This is a genomic window from Pseudomonas lyxosi (assembly GCF_047758685.1).
Lineage (GTDB): Bacteria > Pseudomonadota > Gammaproteobacteria > Pseudomonadales > Pseudomonadaceae > Aquipseudomonas > Aquipseudomonas lyxosi.
In genome coordinates this window covers 6,128,122-6,151,985 of sequence record NZ_CP180481.1, presented here as the reverse complement: position 1 = coordinate 6,151,985, position 23,864 = coordinate 6,128,122, and the positions used below count along the sequence as shown (strand labels likewise).

General features: G+C 59.7%; 22 protein-coding genes and 1 other RNA gene. 7 read left to right on the top strand and 16 right to left on the bottom strand.

Annotated elements, in window-relative coordinates; translation table 11 throughout:
* Nucleotides 1–258: 258 nt before the first annotated feature.
* Nucleotides 259–1,626, bottom strand: a complete 1,368-nt coding sequence (locus tag ACMXYI_RS28260; protein WP_415770274.1) for a site-specific integrase — start codon at nucleotides 1,624–1,626, stop codon at nucleotides 259–261.
* A gap of 125 nt (nucleotides 1,627–1,751) precedes the next feature.
* Between ACMXYI_RS28260 and ffs the strand changes: the two genes are divergently transcribed.
* Nucleotides 1,752–1,848, top strand: an RNA gene (gene ffs, locus ACMXYI_RS28255) — signal recognition particle sRNA small type.
* 181 nt (nucleotides 1,849–2,029) lie between these two features.
* Here ffs and ACMXYI_RS28250 read toward each other — a convergent pair.
* Complete coding sequence (locus ACMXYI_RS28250) at nucleotides 2,030–2,344, bottom strand: helix-turn-helix domain-containing protein (protein ID WP_008146799.1); 315 nt, start codon at nucleotides 2,342–2,344, stop codon at nucleotides 2,030–2,032.
* Nucleotides 2,345–2,627: 283 nt separating this feature from the next.
* Between ACMXYI_RS28250 and ACMXYI_RS28245 the strand changes: the two genes are divergently transcribed.
* The gene (locus ACMXYI_RS28245) at nucleotides 2,628–4,328 is read left to right on the top strand and encodes a putative bifunctional diguanylate cyclase/phosphodiesterase (protein ID WP_415770272.1); all 1,701 of its coding nucleotides are present in this window, start codon (nucleotides 2,628–2,630) and stop codon (nucleotides 4,326–4,328) included.
* 138 nt (nucleotides 4,329–4,466) lie between these two features.
* Here ACMXYI_RS28245 and ACMXYI_RS28240 read toward each other — a convergent pair whose 3' ends face one another.
* On the bottom strand, nucleotides 4,467–5,213 hold the full coding sequence (locus ACMXYI_RS28240; RefSeq protein ID WP_415770270.1) for a substrate-binding periplasmic protein: 747 nt from the start codon (nucleotides 5,211–5,213) through the stop codon (nucleotides 4,467–4,469).
* Nucleotides 5,214–5,357: 144 nt separating this feature from the next.
* On the opposite strand from ACMXYI_RS28240, the gene dnaX reads away from it, so the two are divergent.
* The 5 genes from dnaX to ACMXYI_RS28215 all read left to right on the top strand — a co-directional run bounded on the left by dnaX (nucleotide 5,358) and on the right by ACMXYI_RS28215 (nucleotide 11,052).
* On the top strand, nucleotides 5,358–7,448 hold the full coding sequence (gene dnaX / locus ACMXYI_RS28235) for a DNA polymerase III subunit gamma/tau (RefSeq protein WP_415770268.1): 2,091 nt from the start codon (nucleotides 5,358–5,360) through the stop codon (nucleotides 7,446–7,448).
* Between the two features lie 67 nt (nucleotides 7,449–7,515).
* A complete protein-coding gene (locus ACMXYI_RS28230) occupies nucleotides 7,516–7,854 on the top strand; it encodes a YbaB/EbfC family nucleoid-associated protein (RefSeq protein ID WP_008028561.1) in 339 nt (112 codons plus the stop codon).
* 163 nt (nucleotides 7,855–8,017) lie between these two features.
* Nucleotides 8,018–9,052, top strand: a complete 1,035-nt coding sequence (locus ACMXYI_RS28225) for an NADP-dependent oxidoreductase (RefSeq protein ID WP_415770267.1) — start codon at nucleotides 8,018–8,020, stop codon at nucleotides 9,050–9,052.
* Between the two features lie 65 nt (nucleotides 9,053–9,117).
* Nucleotides 9,118–9,720, top strand: a complete 603-nt coding sequence (gene recR, locus ACMXYI_RS28220) for a recombination mediator RecR (protein WP_033055661.1) — start codon at nucleotides 9,118–9,120, stop codon at nucleotides 9,718–9,720.
* 183 nt (nucleotides 9,721–9,903) lie between these two features.
* Complete coding sequence (locus tag ACMXYI_RS28215) at nucleotides 9,904–11,052, top strand: acyl-CoA dehydrogenase family protein (protein ID WP_415770265.1); 1,149 nt, start codon at nucleotides 9,904–9,906, stop codon at nucleotides 11,050–11,052.
* Nucleotides 11,053–11,193: 141 nt separating this feature from the next.
* On the opposite strand, the gene ACMXYI_RS28210 is transcribed toward ACMXYI_RS28215, so the two are convergent.
* The 13 genes from ACMXYI_RS28210 to ccoN all read right to left on the bottom strand — a co-directional run bounded on the left by ACMXYI_RS28210 (nucleotide 11,194) and on the right by ccoN (nucleotide 23,458).
* Complete coding sequence (locus tag ACMXYI_RS28210; RefSeq protein WP_008146813.1) at nucleotides 11,194–11,742, bottom strand: adenine phosphoribosyltransferase; 549 nt, start codon at nucleotides 11,740–11,742, stop codon at nucleotides 11,194–11,196.
* A gap of 79 nt (nucleotides 11,743–11,821) precedes the next feature.
* Nucleotides 11,822–12,556: a fumarate/nitrate reduction transcriptional regulator Fnr gene (fnr, locus tag ACMXYI_RS28205; RefSeq protein ID WP_415770263.1), complete on the bottom strand. Its 735-nt coding sequence runs from the start codon at nucleotides 12,554–12,556 to the stop codon at nucleotides 11,822–11,824.
* 129 nt (nucleotides 12,557–12,685) lie between these two features.
* Complete coding sequence (gene hemN / locus ACMXYI_RS28200; RefSeq protein WP_415773993.1) at nucleotides 12,686–14,068, bottom strand: oxygen-independent coproporphyrinogen III oxidase; 1,383 nt, start codon at nucleotides 14,066–14,068, stop codon at nucleotides 12,686–12,688.
* Nucleotides 14,069–14,155: 87 nt separating this feature from the next.
* Nucleotides 14,156–14,839 (bottom strand): sulfite exporter TauE/SafE family protein, encoded by a 684-nt coding sequence (locus ACMXYI_RS28195; protein ID WP_415770261.1) that lies wholly within the window; start codon nucleotides 14,837–14,839, stop codon nucleotides 14,156–14,158.
* On the bottom strand, nucleotides 14,832–15,050 hold the full coding sequence (gene ccoS / locus ACMXYI_RS28190; protein ID WP_102616084.1) for a cbb3-type cytochrome oxidase assembly protein CcoS: 219 nt from the start codon (nucleotides 15,048–15,050) through the stop codon (nucleotides 14,832–14,834). The genes ACMXYI_RS28195 and ccoS overlap by 8 nt, the downstream gene beginning before the upstream one ends.
* 22 nt (nucleotides 15,051–15,072) lie before the next feature.
* Nucleotides 15,073–17,523, bottom strand: a complete 2,451-nt coding sequence (locus ACMXYI_RS28185; RefSeq protein WP_415770260.1) for a heavy metal translocating P-type ATPase — start codon at nucleotides 17,521–17,523, stop codon at nucleotides 15,073–15,075.
* Nucleotides 17,524–17,646: 123 nt separating this feature from the next.
* The gene (locus ACMXYI_RS28180) at nucleotides 17,647–18,186 is read right to left on the bottom strand and encodes a FixH family protein (protein WP_415770258.1); all 540 of its coding nucleotides are present in this window, start codon (nucleotides 18,184–18,186) and stop codon (nucleotides 17,647–17,649) included.
* A gap of 11 nt (nucleotides 18,187–18,197) precedes the next feature.
* A complete protein-coding gene (ccoG, locus tag ACMXYI_RS28175) occupies nucleotides 18,198–19,610 on the bottom strand; it encodes a cytochrome c oxidase accessory protein CcoG (RefSeq protein ID WP_415770256.1) in 1,413 nt (470 codons plus the stop codon).
* 262 nt (nucleotides 19,611–19,872) lie between these two features.
* A complete protein-coding gene (locus ACMXYI_RS28170; RefSeq protein ID WP_415770254.1) occupies nucleotides 19,873–20,049 on the bottom strand; it encodes a hypothetical protein in 177 nt (58 codons plus the stop codon).
* Nucleotides 20,050–20,236: 187 nt separating this feature from the next.
* Nucleotides 20,237–21,220, bottom strand: a complete 984-nt coding sequence (ccoP, locus tag ACMXYI_RS28165; RefSeq protein ID WP_415770252.1) for a cytochrome-c oxidase, cbb3-type subunit III — start codon at nucleotides 21,218–21,220, stop codon at nucleotides 20,237–20,239.
* Nucleotides 21,217–21,402 (bottom strand): CcoQ/FixQ family Cbb3-type cytochrome c oxidase assembly chaperone, encoded by a 186-nt coding sequence (locus tag ACMXYI_RS28160; RefSeq protein ID WP_003175465.1) that lies wholly within the window; start codon nucleotides 21,400–21,402, stop codon nucleotides 21,217–21,219. The genes ccoP and ACMXYI_RS28160 overlap by 4 nt, the downstream gene beginning before the upstream one ends.
* A gap of 5 nt (nucleotides 21,403–21,407) precedes the next feature.
* A complete protein-coding gene (ccoO, locus tag ACMXYI_RS28155) occupies nucleotides 21,408–22,016 on the bottom strand; it encodes a cytochrome-c oxidase, cbb3-type subunit II (protein WP_018925301.1) in 609 nt (202 codons plus the stop codon).
* Entirely contained in the window at nucleotides 22,016–23,458 is a 1,443-nt protein-coding gene (gene ccoN, locus ACMXYI_RS28150) for a cytochrome-c oxidase, cbb3-type subunit I (RefSeq protein ID WP_008157290.1), read from the bottom strand. The genes ccoO and ccoN overlap by 1 nt, the downstream gene beginning before the upstream one ends.
* Nucleotides 23,459–23,864 lie beyond the last annotated feature (406 nt).

Genomic DNA, 23,864 nt, shown 5'->3' with positions numbered 1-23,864 from the left:
CGGAAGTTTCTGTATTTCCTCTGCTATCCTGGACAAGGGATTCACCCCGTAACGGTCACCCTCGTTTGAATACGCGTGACCGGTGATCCAATCGCTGACCTCTTGGGGATTCCAACCTGTCTGGCTGTGGTCTTGAAGGTATGTCTGCAACGACAAGTGAACCCTGCTGGTCGATGCTCAAGGCAATCTTGTCAACAGTAACGGCTAGGGCTTATTAGTTTTTCAAGCCGGGCGATCATGTCAGCCAGCAAGCGGATGTCATTCATCGCTGGTCTCCACACCCATGGATGTTTGGTATGCATGACCTAGATCATCTGCTTGGGCGTGAGGTGCCAGCTCAATGTGTCGCAGTGCGTCCACCATTGCCTTCAATGGGTTGCGACTGCCGTAAATGCTGAACGTCACCGCGCCATCCTCGTGTCCGGCAATCCGTTTGATCAATGAGTCCTGAACCCCGGCATCTCGCAGATCATCAATGAGCGTGTGGCGGAAACTGTGGAACGTCTTCCTCGGATCAGTGATGCCCAGCTTCGTCTTGTACCGACCGAACCATTTCGACGGTGCGTGACCAAGTTTCCCCCGCACAGCTTCCAGTTCAGGGAACAGGCGATCTGCTCGGGTGCTCCTGACTGATTCAACATGCTGCAACAGCCCCAGGTCGATCAGTGCAGGGTGCAAGGGGAGCATGCGTCGGCTGCTGGAGTTCTTCAGGTTCTGGCCTTCGCGGCTGTCATCGATGCGGATGCACGGGATACCCTGTTGTTCGATGAAGTCATCCACGCGCAATTGGCAGAGTTCTTCCAGTCGGGCCCCGGTGGCTCTCCCAAGGAGCGGCAACCAGTAACGCCATGGATGCTTGCGGGCTTCTGTTTTGAGTGCAACCAGATCCAGTAGGGTCGTCAGATCCTGTCGATCAAAGGACAGCCGGGCTTCCTTGGCTGACCCGGTCATGACCTTGAGTCCCATCAATGGATTGTCCGCTACGTATCCATTTGTCTTGCACCAGTTCAGGAAGGCAGAGAGTTTGCGTAGACGGTTGTTTACGGTAACGGCGGTGATGGTTTTGTAAGTGGTGCCAGACTCAACCACCTGCCTCAGAGTCTTGCCTTTATATTCAGGGCGTAGGCCGAAGTATTGCGGGCATCGGCTTAGCCGCTCCTTCAGCAGTCGAGCTTGCTGAGCGTCGAAGGCTTCGGCGGGCATATCACCGATCAACTCGAACAGATCGCGTAAGGCACGTTCCACCTCGAAGGTGCTGACCTCCCGCCACGTGCCGCCACGTTTTCCTTCTTCTATATAGAGCTTCGACAAGGTGGCGAGGGTAGGGCCGGCGCTGTTCCGGATCACGGCATTGGTTGGCGCCTTCCGTGCAGAAGGCTGGATAGTTGGTGAGGGGGCAGAGTCTCGCCACTCCGAACACAGCCTACGCAGCGTCTGAAGGTCTGCTAGAGGGTGTGCGTTCAGGTGGTTGTGGACTTGCTGGGCGAGTGAGGTCGCCAGGAAGAGTGCGTGTTGACGATGTCGAATGTTCAGGCTCAAACGCAAGGTGTGACACCTCGGGAAGAGATGCTTGGGCAGCTTGAGATTGAGGTAGTAGAGCGCTCCGCGCTTGATCATGTAAGCCATGGGTGTGACACCAAAGTGTTACAGCAAAGTGTGACAGTGCTGGCTACACCCCAAGTTCTAACTGCCCGTGCAGCGCGTTCGCACGGTAGATATCCAGCAACCTCAAAAGCCTGAAACCCTTACCCCATCGGTCCCCCCGCAACGATTACCCGTGAACCTGGTCAGATCCGGAAGGAAGCAGCCACAGCGGGAACATTGTGTGCCGGGGTGTGGCTGGTGGGGTTGCCTCCATAACGCGCCGTGAGTCCTCTCTCGCGTGATCTGTCTAAAAATATATTATTGTTGCTCTGCCATGGATCGTGTCCAGGGCGGTGTTTTTTCGTTTCCGGTTTTCAGAGCGAACACATAAAAGGAGGCCGAGCTGTCGAATACGACAGCTCGGCCTCCTTTTTTATTTCTGGCACTAAGGCTTGGACAAGGCCTGGTCAACCGCTGCAATCAGCTTTCCCAGATCCTTCGGGGTGGCTTTATGTATGACACCGAACAGATACGCCCGCTGTTCGTCTTCATCGCCTAAATCTGCGAAAAAGGCTTTCAGCTTCACACCCAGCACATCGGCAAACAGGAACAAGGCTTCCACGCTGGGGGTGTAGGTGCCGGTTTCGAAGCGGCTGATGGTTTTGGGGTCAAAACCGGTTTTTTCACCGAGTTCAGCCTGAGTAAGCCCAGCGACCTTGCGGTAGCGCCGAATGGCCGCACCCAAACTTGAAATTTGCATCGCTTAATTCCCATTTAGAATCAAGAACTTAACGATAGATTTTTGCATTAGACAACTGCATGATCCATCACCTTGCTTTGCAAAATGTGATGCGTTTCGTAGAATCGCCGCTCAAAATGGGTATCTGGGGCCTTTAAGGTTAGTTGATCTCTGTTGTCAGGAGACCATCAAACACTGTTCATGGAGTGACATCGTGTTTCTGTGCATTACCTATAAAAACACCTCTTCCGGGCATCCTGCACGGGTCGAGCGGTACCACCGCTAGCCACAGCGAGCCTGACTCATGGATGAGAAATACCGCAGGGCCGTGGATGCCGCCGCGATTTTTTCCGAGACCGATCTGAACGGCCGGATCACCCACGTCAACGATCAGTTCTGTGCTGTCTCCGGCTACAGCCGCGAAGAACTGCTCGGACAGAATCATCGTCTCCTCAACTCGGGACTGCATTCCGCCGATTTCTTCGCGGCCATGTGGCGCACCATCGCCTTGGGCAAGGTCTGGAAAGGCGAAATTTGTAATCGCGCCAAGGATGGCAGCCTGTATTGGGTCGACAGCACCATGGTGCCGGTGCTCGATAACGCCACCGGGCGGGTTGACCGTTATCTTTCGATTCGTTTCGACATCAGCGAAAAACACCAATTGCTGCATTCACTGCAATGGCGGGTGGGGCATGACGTGCTGACCGGGCTGCCGAATCGCGCGTTCCTCTCGGATTTGCTGGATCAGGCGCTGGAGTTCTCCCGTCACGAAAACATCCCGTTGGCGGTGTGCATGCTCGATCTCGACGGCTTCAAAGCGGTCAACGACGGCTACGGGCATGCCAGTGGCGATCTGCTGTTGGTCGAGGTGGCCAAGCGTTTACGCACCATTGTGCGCGGCGAAGATGTGGTGGCACGGTTGGCCGGTGACGAGTTTGTGCTGGTGTTGCGATACGTGCGAGATCTGCCGGAACTGCGTGCGGCGTTGAACCGGGTGCTGGGCGCCATTTCGGCGCCGTACTCGCTGCATGGCAAGGGCGTCAATGTGTTTGCCAGTATCGGCGTCACCTTGTTCCCCGACGACAATGAAGATGCCGAAACCCTGCTGCGTCATGCCGATCAGGCCATGTACGTGGCGAAACAACGCGGTCGCAATCGCTTTCATTTGTTCGACGTTTCCCGGGATCAGGAGGTCAAGGCCACTCACCAGACGGTCGAGCGAGTGCGCCAGGCGCTGGCTGCCGGTGAGTTGCGTGTGCATTTTCAGCCCAAGGTGAACATGCGTCGTGGCGAGGTTGTCGGCTTCGAGGCGTTGTTACGTTGGGAGCATCCGGAACACGGCATGGTGCCGGCCCGGGAGTTTTTGCCGCTGGTGGAAGAAACGGACCTGATCATCGACATTGGAGAGTGGGTGATGGATCAGGTCCTGTCGCAGTTGCACCATTGGCAGCAAGCGGGGCAGGGCTGGCCCGTCAGCATTAATATTGCGGCACGACATTTCCAGCGCGCGGATTTCGTCGACCGGCTCAAGCACGTGCTCGCCCGGCATGCCCAGGTGGCTCCGCAGATGCTCGATCTGGAAATCGTCGAGTCGGTGGCGATCGAGAACATTCAACATGTCAGTGCCTGTCTGCAGGCCTGTCAGGCGTTGGGGGTGCAGTTTTCACTGGGGGACTTTGGCACCGGTTATTCGTCCCTCAGCTACCTCAAGCGTTTGCAAACCCAAACCATCAAGATCGACAAGTCGTTCGTGCGCGACATCCTTAATGATCGTGATGATCTGGCCCTGACCATGGCGGTCATTGGCCTGGCTCGGGCCTTTGGTCGGCAGGTGATCGCCGAAGGGCTGGAAAGTATCGAGCATGGCGAATTGTTGCTGCGCCTGGGCTGCGAAGTTGCTCAAGGCTACTTCATTGCCCAGCCGATGCCGCCCGCAGAAGTACCGGGCTGGGTCGAGGGTTTTGTCGCTCCGGCGCAATGGCAGGTACTGGAGCAGGCAGTCTGAACGCGGTCTATGTAGCAGCTGCCGAAGGCTGCGTTCGGCTGCGCAGCAGTCGCAAAACCGGTGTGCAGGATCTATCGGGAAAACAAAGCGCCTGATTTTGACGACTGCTACGCAGCCGAACGCAGCCTTCGGCAGCTGCTACAGGTCTCCGGGGCCACCGATATACAGTCGGATAATGTCGTCGATTTCCCCGGACATTTTCATTCGTTCCAAGGTGCGCAAAATCCGCTGCACGGGCACCTTGGAATCGTTGCGCACATAACAACCGACACTCTGTTCCTGCAACACCGCCACGCCTTGCAGTTGCCGACCAGGCAGCAGGCGCTGATTGAACCAGTCCAGCGTCCATTGATTGCTCACGGCGTAGTGATAGCGTCCGGCCAGGAGTTTTTCCAGCACCTGTTCCTGGTTGCGCGCGTCTTCGCGATGCAGTCGGTCGGCGTCAAACAGCGGTTGCAGGGTCGGGTAGCTGTAGCCGAGTACCGTGCCGATGGATTGTCGCGACAAGTCCGCAGGCGTCACTGAGGTCAGCGGATCTGGCCGGCTGATCAGCATGTCGCGCTGAAACCAAAGTGGGATGCTCCAGATGTAATCCCCGGACTGATTCGGCTGCCAGGACTGCGCCGCATAGCAGCGGATATCGACTTCGCCGTGCTCCATGGCGTTTTGCACTCGCGTGCGAGGCAGCACGTGAAATTCGGCCGGCACGCCGACCTGGGTCGCGAGGCTGACCATTACGTCGTGCAGGATGCCTTGGGTGGGGTGGCCGCGATCCAGTTGCACCATCGGCATCGCCCAACTATCGGGCACCGCGAAGCGCAATGGCGGCTCTGCGCCAGCGACATTCAGGCTGATTAACAGCAGTGCCCCCAAGACCCGCCGCATAAATGCTCCGGTGCTGATAAAACCCGAGCCGATAAAAGCCCCCCAAAGACCATCTTAGCCAGATTAGACGAGCGCACCGGATGCAATTTTGGCCTTGCTCCGCTAGCATTAGCCGCTTCTGTTCCTTAGTTGCGACGGTTTTCGATGAGTTATCAGGTTCTTGCACGTAAATGGCGTCCGCGCTCGTTCCGCGAAATGGTCGGCCAGACCCATGTGCTCAAGGCTCTGATCAATGCCTTGGACAGCCAGCGGCTGCACCACGCCTATCTGTTTACCGGTACCCGCGGGGTCGGCAAGACCACCATCGCGCGGATCATCGCCAAATGCCTGAACTGTGAAACAGGTATCACTTCAACGCCTTGCGGCGAGTGCTCGGTGTGCCGCGAGATCGATGAAGGCCGCTTTGTCGACCTGATCGAGATCGACGCCGCGAGCCGGACCAAGGTCGAGGACACCCGCGAACTGCTCGACAACGTGCAGTACGCGCCGAGCCGCGGGCGCTTCAAGGTCTACCTGATCGACGAAGTGCACATGCTCTCCAGCCATTCCTTCAATGCGCTGTTGAAAACCCTTGAAGAGCCGCCGCCCTACGTCAAGTTCATCCTGGCGACGACCGATCCGCAGAAACTTCCTGCAACCATTCTTTCGCGATGCCTGCAGTTCTCTCTGAAGAACATGACGCCGGAGCGTGTTGTCGAGCATTTGACCCATGTGCTGGGTGTCGAGAACGTGCCGTTCGAAGACGACGCGCTGTGGCTGCTGGGTCGTGCTGCCGACGGTTCGATGCGCGACGCCATGAGCCTGACCGACCAGGCGATTGCCTTCGGTGAAGGCAAAGTCATGGCCGCCGACGTACGGGCGATGCTCGGCACGCTCGATCACGGTCAGGTCTACGACGTTCTGCATGCGCTGATCGAAGGCGACGCCAAGGCATTGCTTGAAGCCGTCCGTCATCTGGCCGAACAAGGCCCGGACTGGAGCGGCGTGCTCTCGGAAATTCTCAACGTGCTGCACCGTGTCGCCATTGCCCAGGCCCTGCCTGAAGGCGTCGACAACGGTCATGGCGATCGTGACCGGGTGCTGGCACTGGCCCAGGCCTTGCCGGCCGAAGACGTGCAGTTTTATTACCAGATGGGCCTGATCGGTCGTCGCGACTTGCCGCTGGCGCCAGACCCGCGCGGTGGCTTCGAAATGGTCCTGCTGCGGATGCTCGCATTCCGGCCGGCAGACACCACGGACGCCCCGAGGCAACCGCTAAAGCCAGTGGGGATCAGCCAAGCCACAGTTGATTCCGCAAATTCAGTGGCTGCCGCGCCCGTTGTTGCGCCGGTAGTCGCTGCGGCAGTTGCACCCGTCGCGCCTGCACCGGTTGCGGCGGTGGTTGCTCCAGTGCAAGTGCCCGAGCCTGAGCCTGAGCCGGTCGCGCCCGTCGTCGTGCCTGAGCCTGTTGTTGAGGCAGTAGCGGTCGAAGCCGTCGTCGATTTGCCCTGGAACGACCCGATAGAACCCGAAGTCGTTCAGCAACCCGCCGTCGAGCCGGTGCTGGAAACCGCCAGCGAACAACCCGAATTGGCGCCGATGCCATTGCCGACCCCCGACAGCGTGGTGCCGGACGCACCGGAGTGGGCTGCTGCGCCGATTCCAGAGCCGTCGGTGGCCGAAGTCGATGCAGCCACGCCGGGCATGGACCTGGACGATGAGCCGCCGCTGGACGAGGACTACATCGAGCCGGACATGGAGTCGGCCTACAGCTACCTCGATGAACTGGCCAGCGAACACACCGCTGAGCCAGCGCCGGAAGCCGAACCTGAACCGGCCGCCATGCCGGCCACCGGTCTGGCGGCGCAATGGCTGGAGTTGTTCCCGAAACTGCCGATCTCCGGCATGACCGGCAGCATCGCCGCCAACTGCACGCTGATCGCCGTCGACGGTGACAATTGGCTGATGCACCTGGACCCGGCTCACAGCGCGTTGTTCAACGCGACTCAACAGCGTCGCTTGAACGATGCGTTGAACCAGTTTCACGGGCGTACGCTGACCCTGCGCATGGAGCTGATCAAGCCCGAGCAGGAAACCCCGGCCCAGGCTGCGTCCCGGCGCCGTGCGAACCGTCAGCGCGAGGCCGAAGAGTCGATCCACGGTGATCCGTTCATCCAGCAAATGATGCAGCAGTTCGGTGCAGTGGTCCGTAACGATACTATTGAACCTGTCGAGACCCTGGTCACTCAGGGCTAATAACTGAAGGCGTTCGGCCGAAAGGGCCGGGCGCTGTATTTATCCAAGTACTTTTGAGGTGATTCCCATGATGAAAGGTGGCATGGCCGGCCTGATGAAGCAGGCACAGCAGATGCAGGAAAAAATGGCCAAGATGCAGGAAGAGCTGGCCAACGCCGAAGTCACCGGTAAAGCCGGTGGCGATATGGTCACCGTGGTGATGACCGGTCGTCACGACGTCAAGCGCGTGACCATCGATCCAAGCCTGGTCGAAGGCTTGAGCGAAGACGACAAAGAGATGCTGGAGGCTGTGTTCGCCGCCGCCGTCAACGATGCCGTGCGCAAGATCGAAGCCAACAGCCAGGACAAAATGTCCGGCATGACCGCTGGCATGCAACTGCCACCGGGTATGAAACTGCCATTCTGATTCGCCAAAGCGCGTCGGATGGGCTACAAAAAAATGCCAGGCATCGCGCTTGGCATTTTTGTTTCTGGCACACCGATCGGGACCAGAAACATCGAACGCGTCATCACCACAAGTGTCTGCTCCCCTATACCGCCGAATTCATCGATCAAAAGGAGAAGCTCACATGCCACAAGCATTGACCCTCAACCAACGTATCGTCCTGGCGTCCCGCCCGGTAGGCGCGCCGACGCCGGAGAATTTCCGCCTGGAGCGCGTTGCGCTGCCGGACCTGGCCGACGGTCAGGTGCTGCTCAAGACCCTCTACCTGTCACTCGATCCCTACATGCGCGGACGCATGAGCGACGCGCCGTCCTACGCGGCACCGGTGGAAATCGGCGAGGTGATGACCGGTGGCGCTGTCAGCCGAGTCGAGCGCTCGCTGAATCCGAAATTCCACGAAGGTGATCTGGTGGTCGGTTCTACCGGTTGGCAGAGCCACAGCCTCAGCGACGGTCGCGACATCATTCCGGTGCCGTCCGGGCTGCCGAGCCCGTCAATGGCGTTGGGCGTGTTGGGCATGCCCGGCATGACTGCGTATATGGGGCTGATGGACATCGGCCAGCCCAAGGCCGGCGAAACCCTGGTGGTTGCGGCTGCATCCGGCGCCGTGGGTTCGGTGGTCGGTCAGGTGGCGAAGATCAAGGGCTTGCGCGTGGTCGGCGTGGCCGGTGGCGCGGACAAGTGCCGTTATGTGGTCGATGAGCTGGGTTTTGATGCCTGCATCGATCACAAGAGCCCGAACTTCGCCGATGAATTGGCCAAGGCGTGCTCCGAAGGCATCGACATCTATTACGAAAACGTCGGCGGCAAGGTGTTCGATGCCGTGCTGCCGCTGCTCAAGCCCAAGGCGCGAATTCCACTCTGCGGACTGATCGCGTCCTACAACGCTAATGAAGCACCGACCGGCCCGGATCGTCTGCCGCAATTGCAGCGCACGCTGCTGACCAAGCGTGTGCGAATCCAGGGTTTCATCGTGTTCGACGACTACGGTGATCGTCAGCCGGAATTCGTCAGCGCCATGGCGCCGTGGGTGCGCGACGGCAAGGTGAAGTTCCGCGAAGACGTGGTCGATGGCCTGGAGCAGGCACCTGAAGCGTTCATCGGTCTGCTGGAAGGACGCAACTTCGGTAAACTGGTTGTGCGGGTCGCCCAGGACTGAGTAATTGACGCTAAACAGAGGCGCGGGTATAAACCGCGTCTCGTTGTTTTGTCGGACTTTTCCCCATGAGCTTCAGCCCTTTGATTCGCCAACTGATCGACGCCCTGCGAATTTTGCCAGGTGTGGGTCAGAAAACTGCCCAACGCATGGCGTTGCAGCTGCTCGAGCGTGATCGCAGCGGCGGCTCGCGACTCGCCTTGGCGCTGAGCCAGGCCATGGAAGGGGTGGGTCACTGTCGGTTGTGCCGCACGCTGACCGAAGACGATCTCTGCCCGCAATGCGCCGATACCCGTCGCGACGACACCTTGCTCTGCGTGGTGGAAGGGCCGATGGACGTCTACGCGGTGGAGCAGACCGGTTTCCGTGGTCGCTACTTCGTGCTCAAGGGCCATCTGTCGCCACTCGACGGACTCGGGCCGGAAGCCATCGGTATTCCGCAACTGCTGGCGCGGATCGAAGAGGCGGGCACGTTCACTGAAGTCATTCTGGCGACCAACCCGACCGTGGAAGGTGAAGCCACAGCGCATTACATTGCCCAGTTGCTCAGCAACAAAGGCCTGATCGCCTCGCGCATCGCCCACGGCGTGCCATTGGGCGGCGAGCTGGAATTGGTGGATGGCGGGACGCTGGCGCATTCGTTTGCCGGGCGTAAGCCGATCGCTTTGTAGTGTTTGAACTGACGCCATCGCGAGCAAGCTCGCTCCCACAGGGGTTTTGTAAACACCACAAATCCAATGTGGGAGCGGGCTTGCTCGCGATGGGTGCGCCTCGGTCCATCTGATTCACACAATCCTGTTGAAAGCCAAGCAAGCGCTCGGTTAACTTCGCTGAACCTTCAGTGGAGTTCGCCGATGCCTGCCTTTCAGGAATACTTCGACCCCAGCCACCAATTGGTCCGCGACAGCGTCAGACGTTTCGTCGAGCGCGAGATCTTGCCGGACATCGACCAGTGGGAAGAAGCCGAAAGCTTTCCCCGCGAGCTCTACCTCAAGGCCGGCGCGGCGGGGATTCTGGGGATCGGTTACCCCGAAGCCATGGGTGGCAGTCACGAAGGTGATCTGTTCGCCAAGGTCGCCGCCAGCGAAGAGTTGATGCGCTGTGGCTCCGGCGGTCTGGTGGCGGGGCTCGGCTCGCTGGACATCGGCCTGCCGCCGATCCTCAAGTGGGCCAGGCCTGAAGTTCGCGATCGCGTTGTGCCTCAGGTGCTCGCCGGCGAGAAGATCAGCGCCCTGGCCGTGACCGAGCCCAGCGGCGGCTCCGACGTCGCCAACCTGCAAACCCGCGCCGTACGTGACGGCGAGTTCTACCGGGTCAGCGGCAGCAAAACCTTTATCACCAGTGGCGTTCGCGCGGATTTCTACACCGTCGCGGTGCGTACCGGTGCGCCGGGATTCGCTGGCATCAGCCTGCTGTTGATCGAGAGGGGCACACCCGGTTTCACCGTAGGCCGTCAGTTGAAGAAAATGGGTTGGTGGGCGTCGGACACCGCCGAACTGTTCTTCGACGATTGCCGGGTGCCGGTAGGAAATCTGATTGGCGCCGAAAACATGGGCTTCGCCTGCATCATGGGTAACTTCCAGAGCGAGCGCCTGGCGCTGGCGCTAATGGCCAACATGACCGCGCAACTGGCGCTGGAAGAGAGCCTGAAATGGGCTCGTCAACGTGAAGCATTCGGTAAACCCATCGGCAAATTTCAGGTACTCAAGCATCGCCTTGCGGAAATGGCCACGGCGCTGGAAGTGTCACGGGAATTCACCTACCGCCAGGCGGCGAAAATGACGGCGGGGCAGAGTGTGATCAAGGAGATTTCCATGGCCAAGAATTTTGCTACCGATACGGCTGATCGGATTACTACGGATGCTGTGCAGATTCTGGGTGGTCTCGGCTACATGCGTGAGAGCTTGGTGGAGCGGCTGTACCGCGATAACCGCATTCTTTCGATTGGAGGGGGGACGCGGGAAGTGATGAACGAGATCATCAGCAAGCAGATGGGGCTTTGAGTTTTTGCGGTGTTGCGGCTGACGCTTTCGCGAGCAAGCCCGCTCCCACATAGGATCTCCTGCGTACATAAATCTTGTGTCTGACAGGAGAGCCAATGTGGGAGCGGGCTTGCTCGCGAAGGCGTCAGTCCAGGCGCCGCCTTACTTATCGCTCAACGCAAACTGCGTCAGGCAAAACGTTGGAATCCCCATATCTTCCAGACGCTGCGACCCGCCCAACTCTGGCAAATCAATGATCGCCGCCGCTTCGTGAACTCGCGCGCCCATGCGTCGAACCAGGTTCGCCGCCGCAATCAGCGTCCCGCCCGTGGCGATCAGGTCATCGAACATCACCACCGAATCGCCCTCGCACAGGCTGTCGGCGTGGACTTCGAGGAAAGCTTCGCCGTATTCGGTCGCATAACCCTCGGCCAGCACGTCGGCCGGCAGCTTGCCTTGCTTGCGGAACAGCACCAGCGGCTTGTTCAGCTGATAGGCCAGGACCGAACCGATCAGAAAACCACGCGCGTCCATCGCACCGATGTGGGTGAAGTCAGCCTCGACATAACGGTGGGCGAAGCTGTCCATCACCAGGCGCAAGGCCGTGGGCGACTGGAACAGCGGGGTAATGTCGCGAAAGATCACGCCCGGCTTGGGAAAGTCGATCACAGGGCGGATGAGGGATTTGATGTCGAAGGAGTCGAAGACCATCGTCGAGGTGTCCTGGCAGGCTGCAAACGATGCAGTATAACGGCGGCTGAACCGTTTCGCTCAGCCGCAAACGCCGAAATCAGCCGTCTAGCGAACCGCCGGCCAGGGCGCAGAGCTGGATCGGGTCGAGGATATGGATTTCCTTGCCTTCGGCGGCGATCAGTTCGTTTTGCTGGAAACGCGTAAACACCCGGGACACGGTTTCCACCGCCAGGCCCAGGTAATTGCCGATTTCGTTGCGCGACATGCTCAGGCGGAACTGGTTGGCCGAGAACCCCCGGGCGCGGAAACGGGCCGACAGGTTGACCAGGAACGTGGCGATGCGCTCGTCGGCGGTTTTTTTCGACAGCAGCAACATCATTTGCTGGTCGTCGCGAATCTCGCGACTCATCACGCGCATCAACTGACGACGCAGTTGCGGCAGTTGCACCGACAGTTCGTCGAGGCGGTCGAAAGGAATTTCACACACCGATGTGGTTTCCATGGCTTGCGCCGAGACCGGGTGTTTTTCGGTGTCCATGCCCGACAGGCCGACCAGTTCACTCGGCAGGTGAAAACCGGTGAGTTGTTCTTCGCCGCCATCGCTCAGGCTGAAGGTTTTCAGGGCGCCAGAGCGTACTGCATAAACGGAATCGAACGTGTCGCCCTGGCGGAACAGGAATTCGCCCTTTTTCAGCGGGCGGCCACGTTTAACGATTTCGTCCAGCGCATCCATGTCTTCCAGATTCAAAGAAAGTGGCAAGCAGAGGGGGGCCAGGCTGCAATCCTTGCAATGGGCCTGGCTATGAGCGCGCAGCTTTACTGGCTCGGACATTTCTTCAATCCTTGTGGGAAAAACACACATAAGCCGTAAGGGTAACCCACGGGAGGACATTCAGGCACGCGGCGATTTTGTCGCAGGGTCGTAAAGTCAGCGTTTCGCAGACCGGCAGTGAAGTAATGGCTAGATCACCCGCGAAAACCGCTGGTGATTGTGCTGTTCCAGGTACGCGTCGAACACCATGCACACCGAACGCACCAGCAATCGTCCGGCGGGCAATACGGTAATCCGTTCGTTATCAAGTTCGATCAGCCCGTCGTCGGCCATTCCCTGCAACTGTGGCCAGAGTCCGCCGAAGTAACCCTGAAAGTCGATGTTGAAGGCGTGTTCGATCTCGGCGAATTCCAGACTGAAGTTACAGATCAGTTGTTGGATGACCGCACGTCGCAGGCGGTCATCGGCGTTGCACAGCAGGCCGCGGCTGGTGGCCAGCTGCGCGCTGGCCAGCGTGTTCTGGTACTGATTCAGGTCGCTGCTGTTCTGGCAATACAAGTCGCCGATCTGGCTGATGGCCGACACGCCCAGACCAATCAGGTCGCAATGACCGTGTGTGGTGTAGCCCTGGAAGTTGCGTTGCAGGGTCGATTCTTCCTGAGCAATCGCCAGTTCATCGTCGGGCAGCGCGAAGTGGTCCATGCCGATGTAGCGGTAACCGGCCTTGGTCAACTGCTCGATGGTGCCCTGGAGTATTTCCAGTTTTTGCGCTGGTGTCGGCAGTTCGTCGCTGTTGATTCGCCGTTGCGGCATGAAGCGTTCCGGCAGGTGCGCGTAGTTGAACACCGAGAGGCGGTCGGGTTGCAGGTTGATCACTTCATCGACGGTGCGGGCGAAATTCTCGGGTGTCTGCCTCGGCAAGCCATAGATCAGGTCAATGTTGATCGAGCGAAACTGCAGCGTGCGGGCAGCGTCGATCACCGCGCGGGTTTCCTCCAGGCTTTGCAAGCGGTTGACCGCTCGTTGCACCGCCGGGTCGAGGTCTTGCAGGCCGATACTGACCCGGTTGAAACCCAGTTCACGGAGCAGGCCCATGGTCGACCAGTCGGCTTCGCGAGGGTCGATTTCGATGCCGTAGTCGCCGGAATCGTCGTCCAGCAAGTTGAAGCTTTTGCGCAACTGGGCCATCAACTGGCGCAGTTCATCGTGGCTGAGAAAGGTCGGGGTGCCGCCGCCGAAATGCAGTTGCTCGACTTTCTGCGCGGGGTCGAGATGGCAGGCGATCAGCTGGATTTCCTGCTCAAGGCGCTGCAAATAGGGCTGGGCCCGGCCGCGGTCCTTGGTGATGACTTTATTGCAGGCGCAGTAGTAGCAAATGTTCGCGCAGAACGGCACGTGCACATACAGCGATATCGGGCGCAGGGCTTTGCGGCTGTCGCGCAGGGCGTGGAACAGGTCGAACGTGCCGACCTGACCGTCGAATTGCACCGCGGTCGGGTAGGAGGTGTAGCGCGGTCCCGCCAGGTCGTAACGGCGGATCAGATCTGTATCCCAACGAATGGCGTCGAGCATCATGCGGGCATTCCCCGGATAGGCTGGCAGTGTCAGCGAGTCTAGGGGGAGGCGCGGTGGGGCATCTTGATTTGCATCAACGGTCGATTAATGCCCCATCAACAAATGCTGATGCGGCCCCGGCAAAGTCCAGATGCCGAACAGGATCACCAGTAATCCGCCCGTCATCCGCACGCTACGTTTGCGCAACAACGCCGTGACCCGCTCTGCCGCCAACCCCGTGGCGAGCAACACCGGCCAGGTGCCGAGCCCGAACGCGAGCATCAAGAGCGCACTGTCCAGCGCATTGCCCTGACTCGCCGACCACAGCAGGGTGCTGTAAACCAGCCCGCACGGCAGCCAGCCCCAGAGCGCGCCCAGCAGCAACGCGCGGGGGACGCTCGACACCGGCAGCAGTTTGTTGGCAACCGGCTGGATGTGCCGCCACAGGCCGCGACCGAGGCTTTCAATGCGGGTCAGGCCGCTCCACCAGCCAGCGAGGTACAGACCCATGGCGACCAACAGCAATCCGGCGATGACGCGCATGAACATCGCCGCCGGGCTGTTGGCCACCGCCCAACCGGCCAGGCCGATCAGCAGGCCGGCCGTTGCATAGCTGAGAATTCGCCCCAGGTTGTAGGCCAGCAGCAGTCGAAAGCGTCGGCTGCGTTGCTCCTTGGGAATCGCCAGGGTCAACGCGCCCATCAAGCCGCCGCACATGCCCAGGCAATGCCCGCCACCGAGCAGACCGAGAATCACCGCAGACACCAGCAGCGGCGCCAACTCAAGCATGGGGTGGCGCCTTGTCGTCCGGTTTGGCCGGCTGACCGCTGGCTTCGTCGACCGCGGCTTTGTGGTTCGGGTCCTGGTCGTCAAAAAGGATGCTGTGGGCCGGGCCGTCGAGGTCGTCGTACTGACCGCTGTCGACTGCCCAGAAGAAGATGTAAATGGCGATGGCCACGATCAGCAGCGCGGCCGGGATCATCACGTAGAGAGCTGGCATCTGGACTCCATGCCCGCGCGGCTCAAGCCGGCAGCGGACGGGTTTCTGGCGTGGCGCTGATCGCAGGCGTGTTTGGCATGCGAGTCAGGCGCAGGGCGTTCAGCACCACGGTCAACGAACTGATGGACATGCCAACCGCGGCCCATACCGGAGTGATCCAGCCGAGGGCGGCGAACGGCAACATGAGGCCATTGTACAGCCCGGCCCACAGCAGGTTCTCGATGATTACCCGGCGGGTGCGTCGAGCCAGGCTAAAGGCTTGTACCAGTGCATCGAGGCGGTTCGACAGCAGCACCGCATCGGCACTGGTTTTCGCCAGATCGGTGGCCGAACCCATGGCCACGCTGATGTCGGCGGCGGCCAGCACTGGCACGTCGTTGACCCCGTCACCGAGCATCAACACCTTGCGGCCTTCCTTGTGCAGCTGTTGCAGGACCTGCAATTTATCGTCCGGACGCAAACCGCCACGGGCTTCATCGATGCCCAGTTCTGCGGCGACACTGGCGACCATCGGCGAGCTGTCGCCGGACAGCAGCAATGTGTGCCAGCCGCGAGCCTTGCAGGCGGCGAGCAGGGCAGGTGCATCGGCACGCAGGCGGTCGTCGAGAACAAACCATGCCAAAGGTCCCTGGCTGTCGCCGAGCAACAGCCATTGGCCGGCTTCGTCCGGCATTAACGGCACGGCAGCGCCACTGAGTTCACAGACAAAACCCGGTTGGCCGATGCGCAGGCGTTGTTCGCCGACCAGTCCTTCGAGGCCAAGTCCGGGCGTGCTGTGGACTTCTTCGGCAGCCAGCGGCGCCCGGCCAAACGCGCGGGCGATCGGGTGTTCAGAGCGGTTTTCCAGGGCGGCGGCCAGGCTCAGGCATTGATCGCTGTTGAGTGCGCCGAGCGGGCGGATCGAACGCAACGCCAGGCGCCCTTCGGTGAGCGTGCCGGTCTTGTCGAAAATCACCGTGTCGATCTGATTCAGACCTTCCAGCACATGGCCGCGAGTCAGCAGCAAACCTAGCTTGTGCAGCGTACCGGTAGCGGCTGTGAGGGCGGTCGGCGTGGCCAGGGACAAGGCGCACGGGCACGTCGCAACGAGCATCGCCAACACAATCCAGAAGGCTCGCGAAGAATCCAGTTCCCACCAGATCAGGCCGATGACGGCAGCGGCAATCAGCGACAGCAGCAGGAACCATTGCGCGGCGCGGTCGGCAATTTCCGCCAGTCGCGGCTTCTCGGCCTGTGCGCGGTCCAGCAGGCGGACGATGGCGGACAGTCGGGTGTCCTGGCCGAGGGCAAGGACTTCCACGGTCAGCGCACCCTCGACGTTCAGGGTGCCGGCGGTGACCGCATCGCCCGGCGTGCGCGGTTGCGGCAGGTATTCGCCGGTGAGCAGGGATTCGTCGATGCTCGATTGGCCGTCGAGGATCTTGCCGTCAGCCGGGAGGATCGCGCCGGGATGCACCAGCACCTGATCGCCTACACGCAGTTCGCTGAGCAGGATTCGTTCGCTCTGGCCATCGGCACTCAGGCGTAGGCACGAGGCGGGTAACAGATTGACGAGTTGTGCGGTGGCGGCGGCGGTGCGTTCGCGGGCGCGACGTTCGAGATAACGCCCAGCCAGCAGGAACAGCGCGAACATGCCGACCGCATCGAAATACAGCTCACCGACGCCGGTGATTGAGGTCCAGATCCCGGCGATGTAGGCGCTGCCAATTGCCAGCGACACCGAGACGTCCATGGTCAGGTGCCGGGTGCGCAAGTCACGCATCGCGCCTTTGAAGAATGGCGCGCAGCTGTAGAACACGATCGGGGTGGTGAGAAATAGCGCGACCCAACGCAGGATGGTGTGCAGCTCGGGACTGAGGTCGATGTTGAATTCCGGCCAGGTGGCCATGGTTGCCATCATCGCCTGAAACCACAGCAACCCGGCCACGCCGAGTTGACGCAGGGCCAGGCGGTTTTCGCTGGCCAGTTGTTCGCTGGCGCGGTCGGCCTGATAGGGATGCGCGGCGTAACCGATGTGGCGCAATTCGCTGAGGACCTGGCTCAGCGGCAGTTGCGCATCGGCCCAGCGTACGTGCAGGCGATGGTTGGACAGGTTGAGGCGTGCTTCGGCCACCGCTGGCAAGCCGCGCAGGTGTTTCTCGATCAGCCAGCCGCAGGCGGCGCAACTGATGCCTTCCATCAACAGGGTGGTTTCGGCGAGTTCGCCTTCGTGGCGAACGAAGGGGGCTTGCACGTCGGCACGGTCGTACAGCGCCAGTTCGTCCACCAACTGCACCGGCAAGGCTTCGGGGTTGGCCGATGACTCGCTGCGATGCTGGTAATAGGTTTCCAGTCCACCGGCCACAATGGCTTCGGCCACGGCCTGGCAACCCGGGCAGCAGAACTCGCGGGTTTCACCGAGGACGGCAGCGGTGAAGCGGCTGCCGGCCGGGACGGGCAGGGCGCAGTGGTAGCAGGGGAGTGGAGTGGTCATGAGGTGAAGTCTATATCGTCCGGAAGGGCCTCATCGCGAGCAAGCTCGCTCCCACATTGGATTTGTGGCGTTCACAAAACCCTGTGGGAGCGAGCTTGCTCGCGATGCGCGAAGCGCAGGCTTTTACTTCTTCAGGTCTTCGGCGCCTTGCAGCGGTTCATCACCCAGCAGCAGATCCTTGTCATGGCTGACCTGTTCTTCTTCGAACATGCGCCAGGTCTTGTCGTCCTGTACACCCAACAACTCTACAAAGCGGCGACCATCGATCTTGTCGTTCAGCTGGCCAATGTAGCGGCCCTGTTCGGTTTCGCTGCGCGCCAGGGTGATCTTGCGATCTTTCTCTGGCTGGGTCGGCGAGATCAGGTTCAGCTCCAGGGTTTTCGGTTGGCTGTTGCCGCTCAGGCGCAGGTCGACTTCACCGGTTACGTCGTCCAGATGAACGCTGGCGCGCAGCAGCAGGGTCTGCGCCAGCAACTCACGGTCGAGGGAACGGTTGATGCCTTTGCCGGCCTCGTAATAGTTGTCGTTGACCAGGTTGTCCGGGTTGTTCACCGCGATCGTCACCATGGACAAGGTCAGGGTCACGGAACACGCCAGGATGGCGATGATGATCCACGGCCAAAGGTGCTTGTACCAGGGACTTGCGGCATTTGCTGCGGGCATGATCACTTCTCTCAACGAACTTGTGGGCCGATGAACCGGCTCTTGGCTTCAATGTGGACGTTCTCGTCATCGGCATCCTTGAGGATGAATTTCACCTCGTTGGTGCTCGATGGCAGTTTTTCCGGAGCGATGGACAGTTCGACCGGCTGGCTGAAAATCTCCCCGGCGGCGACCTTGATCTCGCGCTTGCCTTGCAGCTTGAGGTCCGGCAGGCCAGCGGCTTCGAGCACGTAGGTGTGGTCGCGCTGATCCTTGTTCATGATCTTCAGGCTGTAGACGTTTTCGATCCGGCCTTCGGCGTTCTCGCGGTACAGCACGCGGTCCTTGCTGACGTCGAAACCGACCAGCGAACGCATGAAGAATGCGGTCATCAGCAAAGCGATCATCGCCAGCAGCACCGTGGCGTAGCCGATCAGGCGCGGGCGCAGTTTATTGGTTTTTTGCCCGGACAGGTTGTGCTCGGTGGTGTAGCTGATCAGACCGCGCGGGTAATCCATCTTGTCCATGATGCTGTCGCAGGCATCGATGCAGGCCGCACAGCCGATGCATTCGACTTGCAGGCCGTCGCGGATGTCGATACCGGTCGGGCAGACCTGGACGCACATGGTGCAGTCGATGCAGTCGCCCAGGCCCATGGCCTTGTAGTCGACGCCTTTCTTGCGCGGGCCGCGGCTTTCACCACGGCGCGGGTCGTAGGAAACGATCAGGGTGTCTTTATCGAACATCACGCTCTGGAAGCGCGCGTACGGGCACATGTAAATGCACACCTGCTCGCGTAACCGGCCGGCATTGCCGTAGGTGGCGAGGGTGAAGAAGCCGACCCAGAAATACGACCAGCCGTCGGCTTCGCCCGTGAAGAAGTCGATGGTCAGCTCGCGGATCGGCGAGAAGTAACCGACGAAGGTCATGCCGGTCACGAAACCAATCAACAGCCACATCGTGTGTTTGCTGAATTTGCGCAGGAATTTGTTGGCGCTCATGGGCGCTTTGTCGAGCTTGATGCGCTGGTTGCGGTCGCCTTCGGTGACCTTCTCGCACCACATGAAAATCCAGGTCCAGACACTCTGTGGGCAGGTATAGCCGCACCAGACCCGCCCGGCATACACGGTAATGAAGAACAGGCCGAAGGCGCTGACGATCAGTATCCCCGAGAGCAGGATGAAGTCCTGAGGCCAGAAGGTTGCGCCAAAGATGAAGAATTTGCGCTCCGGCAGGTTCCACCAGACGGCCTGATGGCCGCCCCAGCTCAGCCAGACCGTACCGAAATACAGCAGAAACAGCCCGGCACCGCCCATCATCCGCAGGTTGCGGAACAGGCCGGTGAAGGCGCGGGTGTAGATTTTTTCTCGAGAGGCGTAGAGGTCGACGCTGTTGTTCGCGTTCTTGGCAGGGGTGACGTCGTGTACCGGAATCTGGTTGCTCATCATTGCATCCCACGGCAGTGGAAAAATGCCCCGGTCAGTACATGCCGACCGCGGTCAAAAAGAGGTGTTGCAGTGGCGTAATGATACGCCTGTCGCTCTAGGTCAAGGGTGCGACCTTTGGTCGCGTTGGGGGGAGAGGTGTAAATGGTGTAGCAGATGTAACAAGTCCTGATCCAGATCAATTGACTATATACGATCCATGAAACTCGCTCTTGCAAGCGACGTTCATGGATCGTGTTAAACGGTCTGATTTGATCGGATATCAAATCAATCTTCCGCCTCCGAGGCTGTCCAGTCCGCTGCCTTTATTTTCATAGACGGTATCGGTGGTTTTGGATTCATTCGTGGAATCGTCCGTAGTGGGGGCGACATCAACGGTGTGATCGAAGTCGGTGAAATCCTCGTTGGATTGCACACAGTCGTGATCGGCTTCTCTCATTGCTTTCTTCCTTGAATTGCAGGTATTTGACGATGACCCTGACGGTCTTGTCGGGGTGAAAAGCAAGCTACAGGGCGTTGAAGTTCGAGTCTATTGAGCATTTATCTCAAAACATTAAAGCGCCGAAATGCAAACGGCCCCGCCAATTTTCATTGGCGGGGCCGTTGTGTTGCATCAAGCGTTTGCCTTACTGGGCGTCCGCCACTGGCGCTTTCTCTCCGTGAGAAAGGCTGTAGACGTAAGCCGCCAGCAGGTGAACCTTGTCGTTGCCTTGCAGCTGTTCTTGCGCAGGCATCTGGCCCTGACGGCCGTAACGGATGGTCTGCTGCAGTTGAGCGAAGCTCGAACCGTAGATGAACGCTGCCGGGTGGGTCAGGTTAGGCGCGCCCATCGCTGGCGTGCCTTTGCCTTCCGGACCGTGGCACACCGCGCAGTTGGCGGCGAACAGTTTCTGGCCGGCAACCGGGTCAGCCTTGGTGCCTTCCGGCAACTTGCGGCCATCGAGGTTGGTCAGTACGAACGCGGCAACGTTCGCAACGCCTTGCTCGCCGATCACTTCTGCCCAGGCCGGCATCACAGCGTGACGACCGCCCATGATGGTGGTCTTGATGGTTTCCGCTTCGCCGCCCCAGCGCCAGTCGGCGTCGGTCAGGTTAGGGAAGCCATAAGCGCCTTTGGCATCGGAACCGTGGCAGACCGAGCAGTTGGAGGCGAACAGGCGGCCACCCATCTTCAGGGCTTGCGGGTCCTTGGCGACTTCTTCGATTGGCATGGAAGCGAACTTGGCGAAGATCGGGCCGAACTTGGCATCCGACTTGGCCATTTCCTTTTCCCACTCGTGAACGCCGGTCCAGCCGCTCTGGCCGTTGGCGAACGCGGTCTGCTTTTCGTTATCGAGGTAGTTGTAACCCGGCAACAGGCCTTTCCAGTTGCCCAGGCCCGGGTACAGCACCAGGTAGCCCAGGGCGAAGATGATGGTGCCCACGAACAGCATGAACCACCATTTCGGCAGTGGGTTGTCGTACTCCTCGATCCCGTCGAAGGAGTGGCCAACCGTTTCTTCGGTGGCTTCGCTGCGCTGGCCCTTGCGAGTGGACAGCAGCAGCCAGGTCAGGGCGAAGATCGTGCCGAGACTGAGGACTGTGACGTACAGACTCCAGAACGTAGTCATTCTTTGTTACTCCTAGAAGCTTGCTCGACGTGCTTGATGGCTTCGGGATCATCCGCGAAAGGCAGCAAGGTCGCGTCTTCAAACTCCGACTTGCGCTTGGGGCTGAATACCCACAACGCCAGACCGATGAAGGCCACCATCACAACAACGGTGCCCAGGCCACGAATCATCCCGATATCCATCTAAATCACCGTTTGCTTTTGATGATGGTGCCCAGGCCTTGCAGATAGGCCACCAGCGCGTCCATTTCGGTTTTGCCCTTCACAGCATCCTTGGCGCCGGCGATGTCTTCGTCGGTGTAAGGGACGCCGAGCGTGCGCAAGACTTCCATTTTCTTGGCGGTGTCTTTGCCGTCGAGCTTGTTTTCCACGAGGAACGGGTAGGCCGGCATTTTCGACTCAGGCACCACGTTGCGCGGGTTGTACAAATGCGCACGCTGCCAGTCATCGGAGTAACGACCGCCAACACGGGCCAGGTCCGGACCGGTACGCTTGGAACCCCACAGGAACGGGTGGTCCCAGACGCTTTCACCGGCGACCGAGTAGTGGCCGTAACGTTCGGTTTCAGCGCGGAACGGGCGGATCATCTGCGAGTGGCAGCCGACACAACCGTTGGCGATGTAGATGTCGCGGCCTTCCAGTTCAAGGGCGGTGCGAGGCTTCATGCCTTCGACCGGCTTGTTGGTGACGTCCTGGAAAAACAGCGGAACGATCTGGGTCAGGCCGCCGATGCTGACGGCGATAACCATGAAGAAGGCCAGCAGGCCAATGTTCTTCTCGACTGCTTCATGCTTCATCAGTGAGCTCCAACTACAGCAATCTGTTCAGCAGCTTTGGCTTCAGCCGGGTTCGAGGCACGTACGGTACGCCATACGTTGTAGGCCATGAACAGCATGCCGCTGGCGAAGAACGCACCGCCCAGGGCGCGAACGATGAAACCAGGATGGCTGGCTTGCAGCGCTTCAACGAACGAGTAGGTGAGGGTGCCGTCGTCGTTGATTGCACGCCACATCAGACCCTGGGTGATGCCGTTGACCCACATCGAAGCGATGTACAGAACGGTACCGATGGTCGCGAGCCAGAAGTGCGTGTTGATCAGGCCGATGCTGTGCATCTGCACACGACCGAACAGTTTCGGGATCATGTGGTAGATGGCGCCGATCGAGATCATCGCTACCCAGCCCAAGGCGCCGGCGTGTACGTGGCCGATGGTCCAGTCAGTGTAGTGAGACAGCGAGTTGACGGTCTTGATGGCCATCATCGGGCCTTCGAAGGTCGACATGCCGTAGAAGGCCAGCGACACAACGAGAAAGCGCAGGATCGGGTCGGTACGCAGCTTATGCCAGGCGCCTGACAGGGTCATCATGCCGTTGATCATGCCGCCCCAGCTTGGTGCCAGCAGGATGATCGACATCGCCATGCCCAGGGACTGAGCCCAGTCCGGCAGCGCGGTGTAGTGCAGGTGGTGCGGACCGGCCCAGATGTACAGGGTGATCAGCGCCCAGAAGTGCACGATCGACAGACGATAGGAGTAGATCGGACGCTCGGCCTGCTTCGGAACGAAGTAGTACATCATCCCCAGGAAGCCGGTGGTCAGGAAGAAACCCACCGCGTTGTGGCCATACCACCACTGGATCATCGCGTCAGTCGCACCGGCGTAGGCCGAGTAGGACTTGAAGAAGCTGACCGGCAGGGAAGCGTGGTTGACGATGTGCAGCATCGCCGTCACAACGATGAAGGCACCGTAGAACCAGTTACCCACATAAATGTGCTTGGTTTTGCGTTTGGTGATGGTGCCGAAGAACACCAGACCGTAAGTAACCCAGACGATGGCCAGCAGAATAGCCAGGGGCCATTCCAGTTCCGCGTATTCCTTGGTGGTGGTGTAACCCAGCGGCAAGGTAACGATCGCGCCGACGATCACCGCTTGCCAACCCCAGAAGGTGAAGGCGGCGAGGCTGTCGGAAATCAGTCGCGTTTGGCAGGTTCGCTGCACGACGTAATAAGAAGTGGCAAACAGAGCACAACCACCGAAGGCGAAAATCACCAGGTTGGTGTGCAACGGGCGTAAGCGTCCAAAAGTCGTCCACGGCAGACCGAAGTTCAATTCGGGCCATACAAGCTGTGAGGCGATGAAGACACCAAGCCCCATGCCAAGGATCCCCCAGACCACCGTCATGATGGCGAACTGGCGGACTACCTTATAGTTATAAGCAGTCGGACTGATTGCTGTGCTCATTCTAAGGTTCCACGGTTTGGGTGTTTTATTAGGAGTAAAAATCGGCCGCAAGTATGGAGAAAGCGGGGGGTCATTGCAACGCGCCATGACCTGGGTCAATGCTTTCAAAAGCTGATTCTGCGGCCTTTCCATGCGCCGCGTAGGGACAAAATTGCCCAAGGGCAAAATGTCGCAGCAGACGAAAATGGTGAGGGGGTCAGGTCGGATGTAACGGGGTGTGTTCAAACACAACGATCGGGTGACAGATGGCAATTGGCACGACAGCCGGTATCTACCAGCCTTTGCGGCTTGTCATCGAGCAGATTCGTCGAACACATCGGGTTGGGTCGACCTGGAACCGGCTCATGCCAGTCCGCATCGGGGGAAGCTTAGACCCGAATCTGGGGAACCGAAAGGAGGACCAACG

What these genes read in the sequence shown, in the direction of transcription:
- ACMXYI_RS28260 (WP_415770274.1), bottom strand. Translation starts at nt 1,626, where the DNA reads ATGGCTTACATGATCAAGCGCGGAGCGCTCTACTACCTCAATCTCAAG.
- ACMXYI_RS28250 (WP_008146799.1), bottom strand. Translation starts at nt 2,344, where the DNA reads ATGCAAATTTCAAGTTTGGGTGCGGCCATTCGGCGCTACCGCAAGGTC.
- ACMXYI_RS28245 (WP_415770272.1), top strand. Translation starts at nt 2,628, where the DNA reads ATGGATGAGAAATACCGCAGGGCCGTGGATGCCGCCGCGATTTTTTCC.
- ACMXYI_RS28240 (WP_415770270.1), bottom strand. Translation starts at nt 5,213, where the DNA reads ATGCGGCGGGTCTTGGGGGCACTGCTGTTAATCAGCCTGAATGTCGCT.
- dnaX (WP_415770268.1), top strand. Translation starts at nt 5,358, where the DNA reads ATGAGTTATCAGGTTCTTGCACGTAAATGGCGTCCGCGCTCGTTCCGC.
- ACMXYI_RS28230 (WP_008028561.1), top strand. Translation starts at nt 7,516, where the DNA reads ATGATGAAAGGTGGCATGGCCGGCCTGATGAAGCAGGCACAGCAGATG.
- ACMXYI_RS28225 (WP_415770267.1), top strand. Translation starts at nt 8,018, where the DNA reads ATGCCACAAGCATTGACCCTCAACCAACGTATCGTCCTGGCGTCCCGC.
- recR (WP_033055661.1), top strand. Translation starts at nt 9,118, where the DNA reads ATGAGCTTCAGCCCTTTGATTCGCCAACTGATCGACGCCCTGCGAATT.
- ACMXYI_RS28215 (WP_415770265.1), top strand. Translation starts at nt 9,904, where the DNA reads ATGCCTGCCTTTCAGGAATACTTCGACCCCAGCCACCAATTGGTCCGC.
- ACMXYI_RS28210 (WP_008146813.1), bottom strand. Translation starts at nt 11,742, where the DNA reads ATGGTCTTCGACTCCTTCGACATCAAATCCCTCATCCGCCCTGTGATC.
- fnr (WP_415770263.1), bottom strand. Translation starts at nt 12,556, where the DNA reads ATGTCCGAGCCAGTAAAGCTGCGCGCTCATAGCCAGGCCCATTGCAAG.
- hemN (WP_415773993.1), bottom strand. Translation starts at nt 14,068, where the DNA reads ATGCTCGACGCCATTCGTTGGGATACAGATCTGATCCGCCGTTACGAC.
- ACMXYI_RS28195 (WP_415770261.1), bottom strand. Translation starts at nt 14,839, where the DNA reads ATGCTTGAGTTGGCGCCGCTGCTGGTGTCTGCGGTGATTCTCGGTCTG.
- ccoS (WP_102616084.1), bottom strand. Translation starts at nt 15,050, where the DNA reads ATGCCAGCTCTCTACGTGATGATCCCGGCCGCGCTGCTGATCGTGGCC.
- ACMXYI_RS28185 (WP_415770260.1), bottom strand. Translation starts at nt 17,523, where the DNA reads ATGACCACTCCACTCCCCTGCTACCACTGCGCCCTGCCCGTCCCGGCC.
- ACMXYI_RS28180 (WP_415770258.1), bottom strand. Translation starts at nt 18,186, where the DNA reads ATGCCCGCAGCAAATGCCGCAAGTCCCTGGTACAAGCACCTTTGGCCG.
- ccoG (WP_415770256.1), bottom strand. Translation starts at nt 19,610, where the DNA reads ATGAGCAACCAGATTCCGGTACACGACGTCACCCCTGCCAAGAACGCG.
- ACMXYI_RS28170 (WP_415770254.1), bottom strand. Translation starts at nt 20,049, where the DNA reads ATGAGAGAAGCCGATCACGACTGTGTGCAATCCAACGAGGATTTCACC.
- ccoP (WP_415770252.1), bottom strand. Translation starts at nt 21,220, where the DNA reads ATGACTACGTTCTGGAGTCTGTACGTCACAGTCCTCAGTCTCGGCACG.
- ACMXYI_RS28160 (WP_003175465.1), bottom strand. Translation starts at nt 21,402, where the DNA reads ATGGATATCGGGATGATTCGTGGCCTGGGCACCGTTGTTGTGATGGTG.
- ccoO (WP_018925301.1), bottom strand. Translation starts at nt 22,016, where the DNA reads ATGAAGCATGAAGCAGTCGAGAAGAACATTGGCCTGCTGGCCTTCTTC.
- ccoN (WP_008157290.1), bottom strand. Translation starts at nt 23,458, where the DNA reads ATGAGCACAGCAATCAGTCCGACTGCTTATAACTATAAGGTAGTCCGC.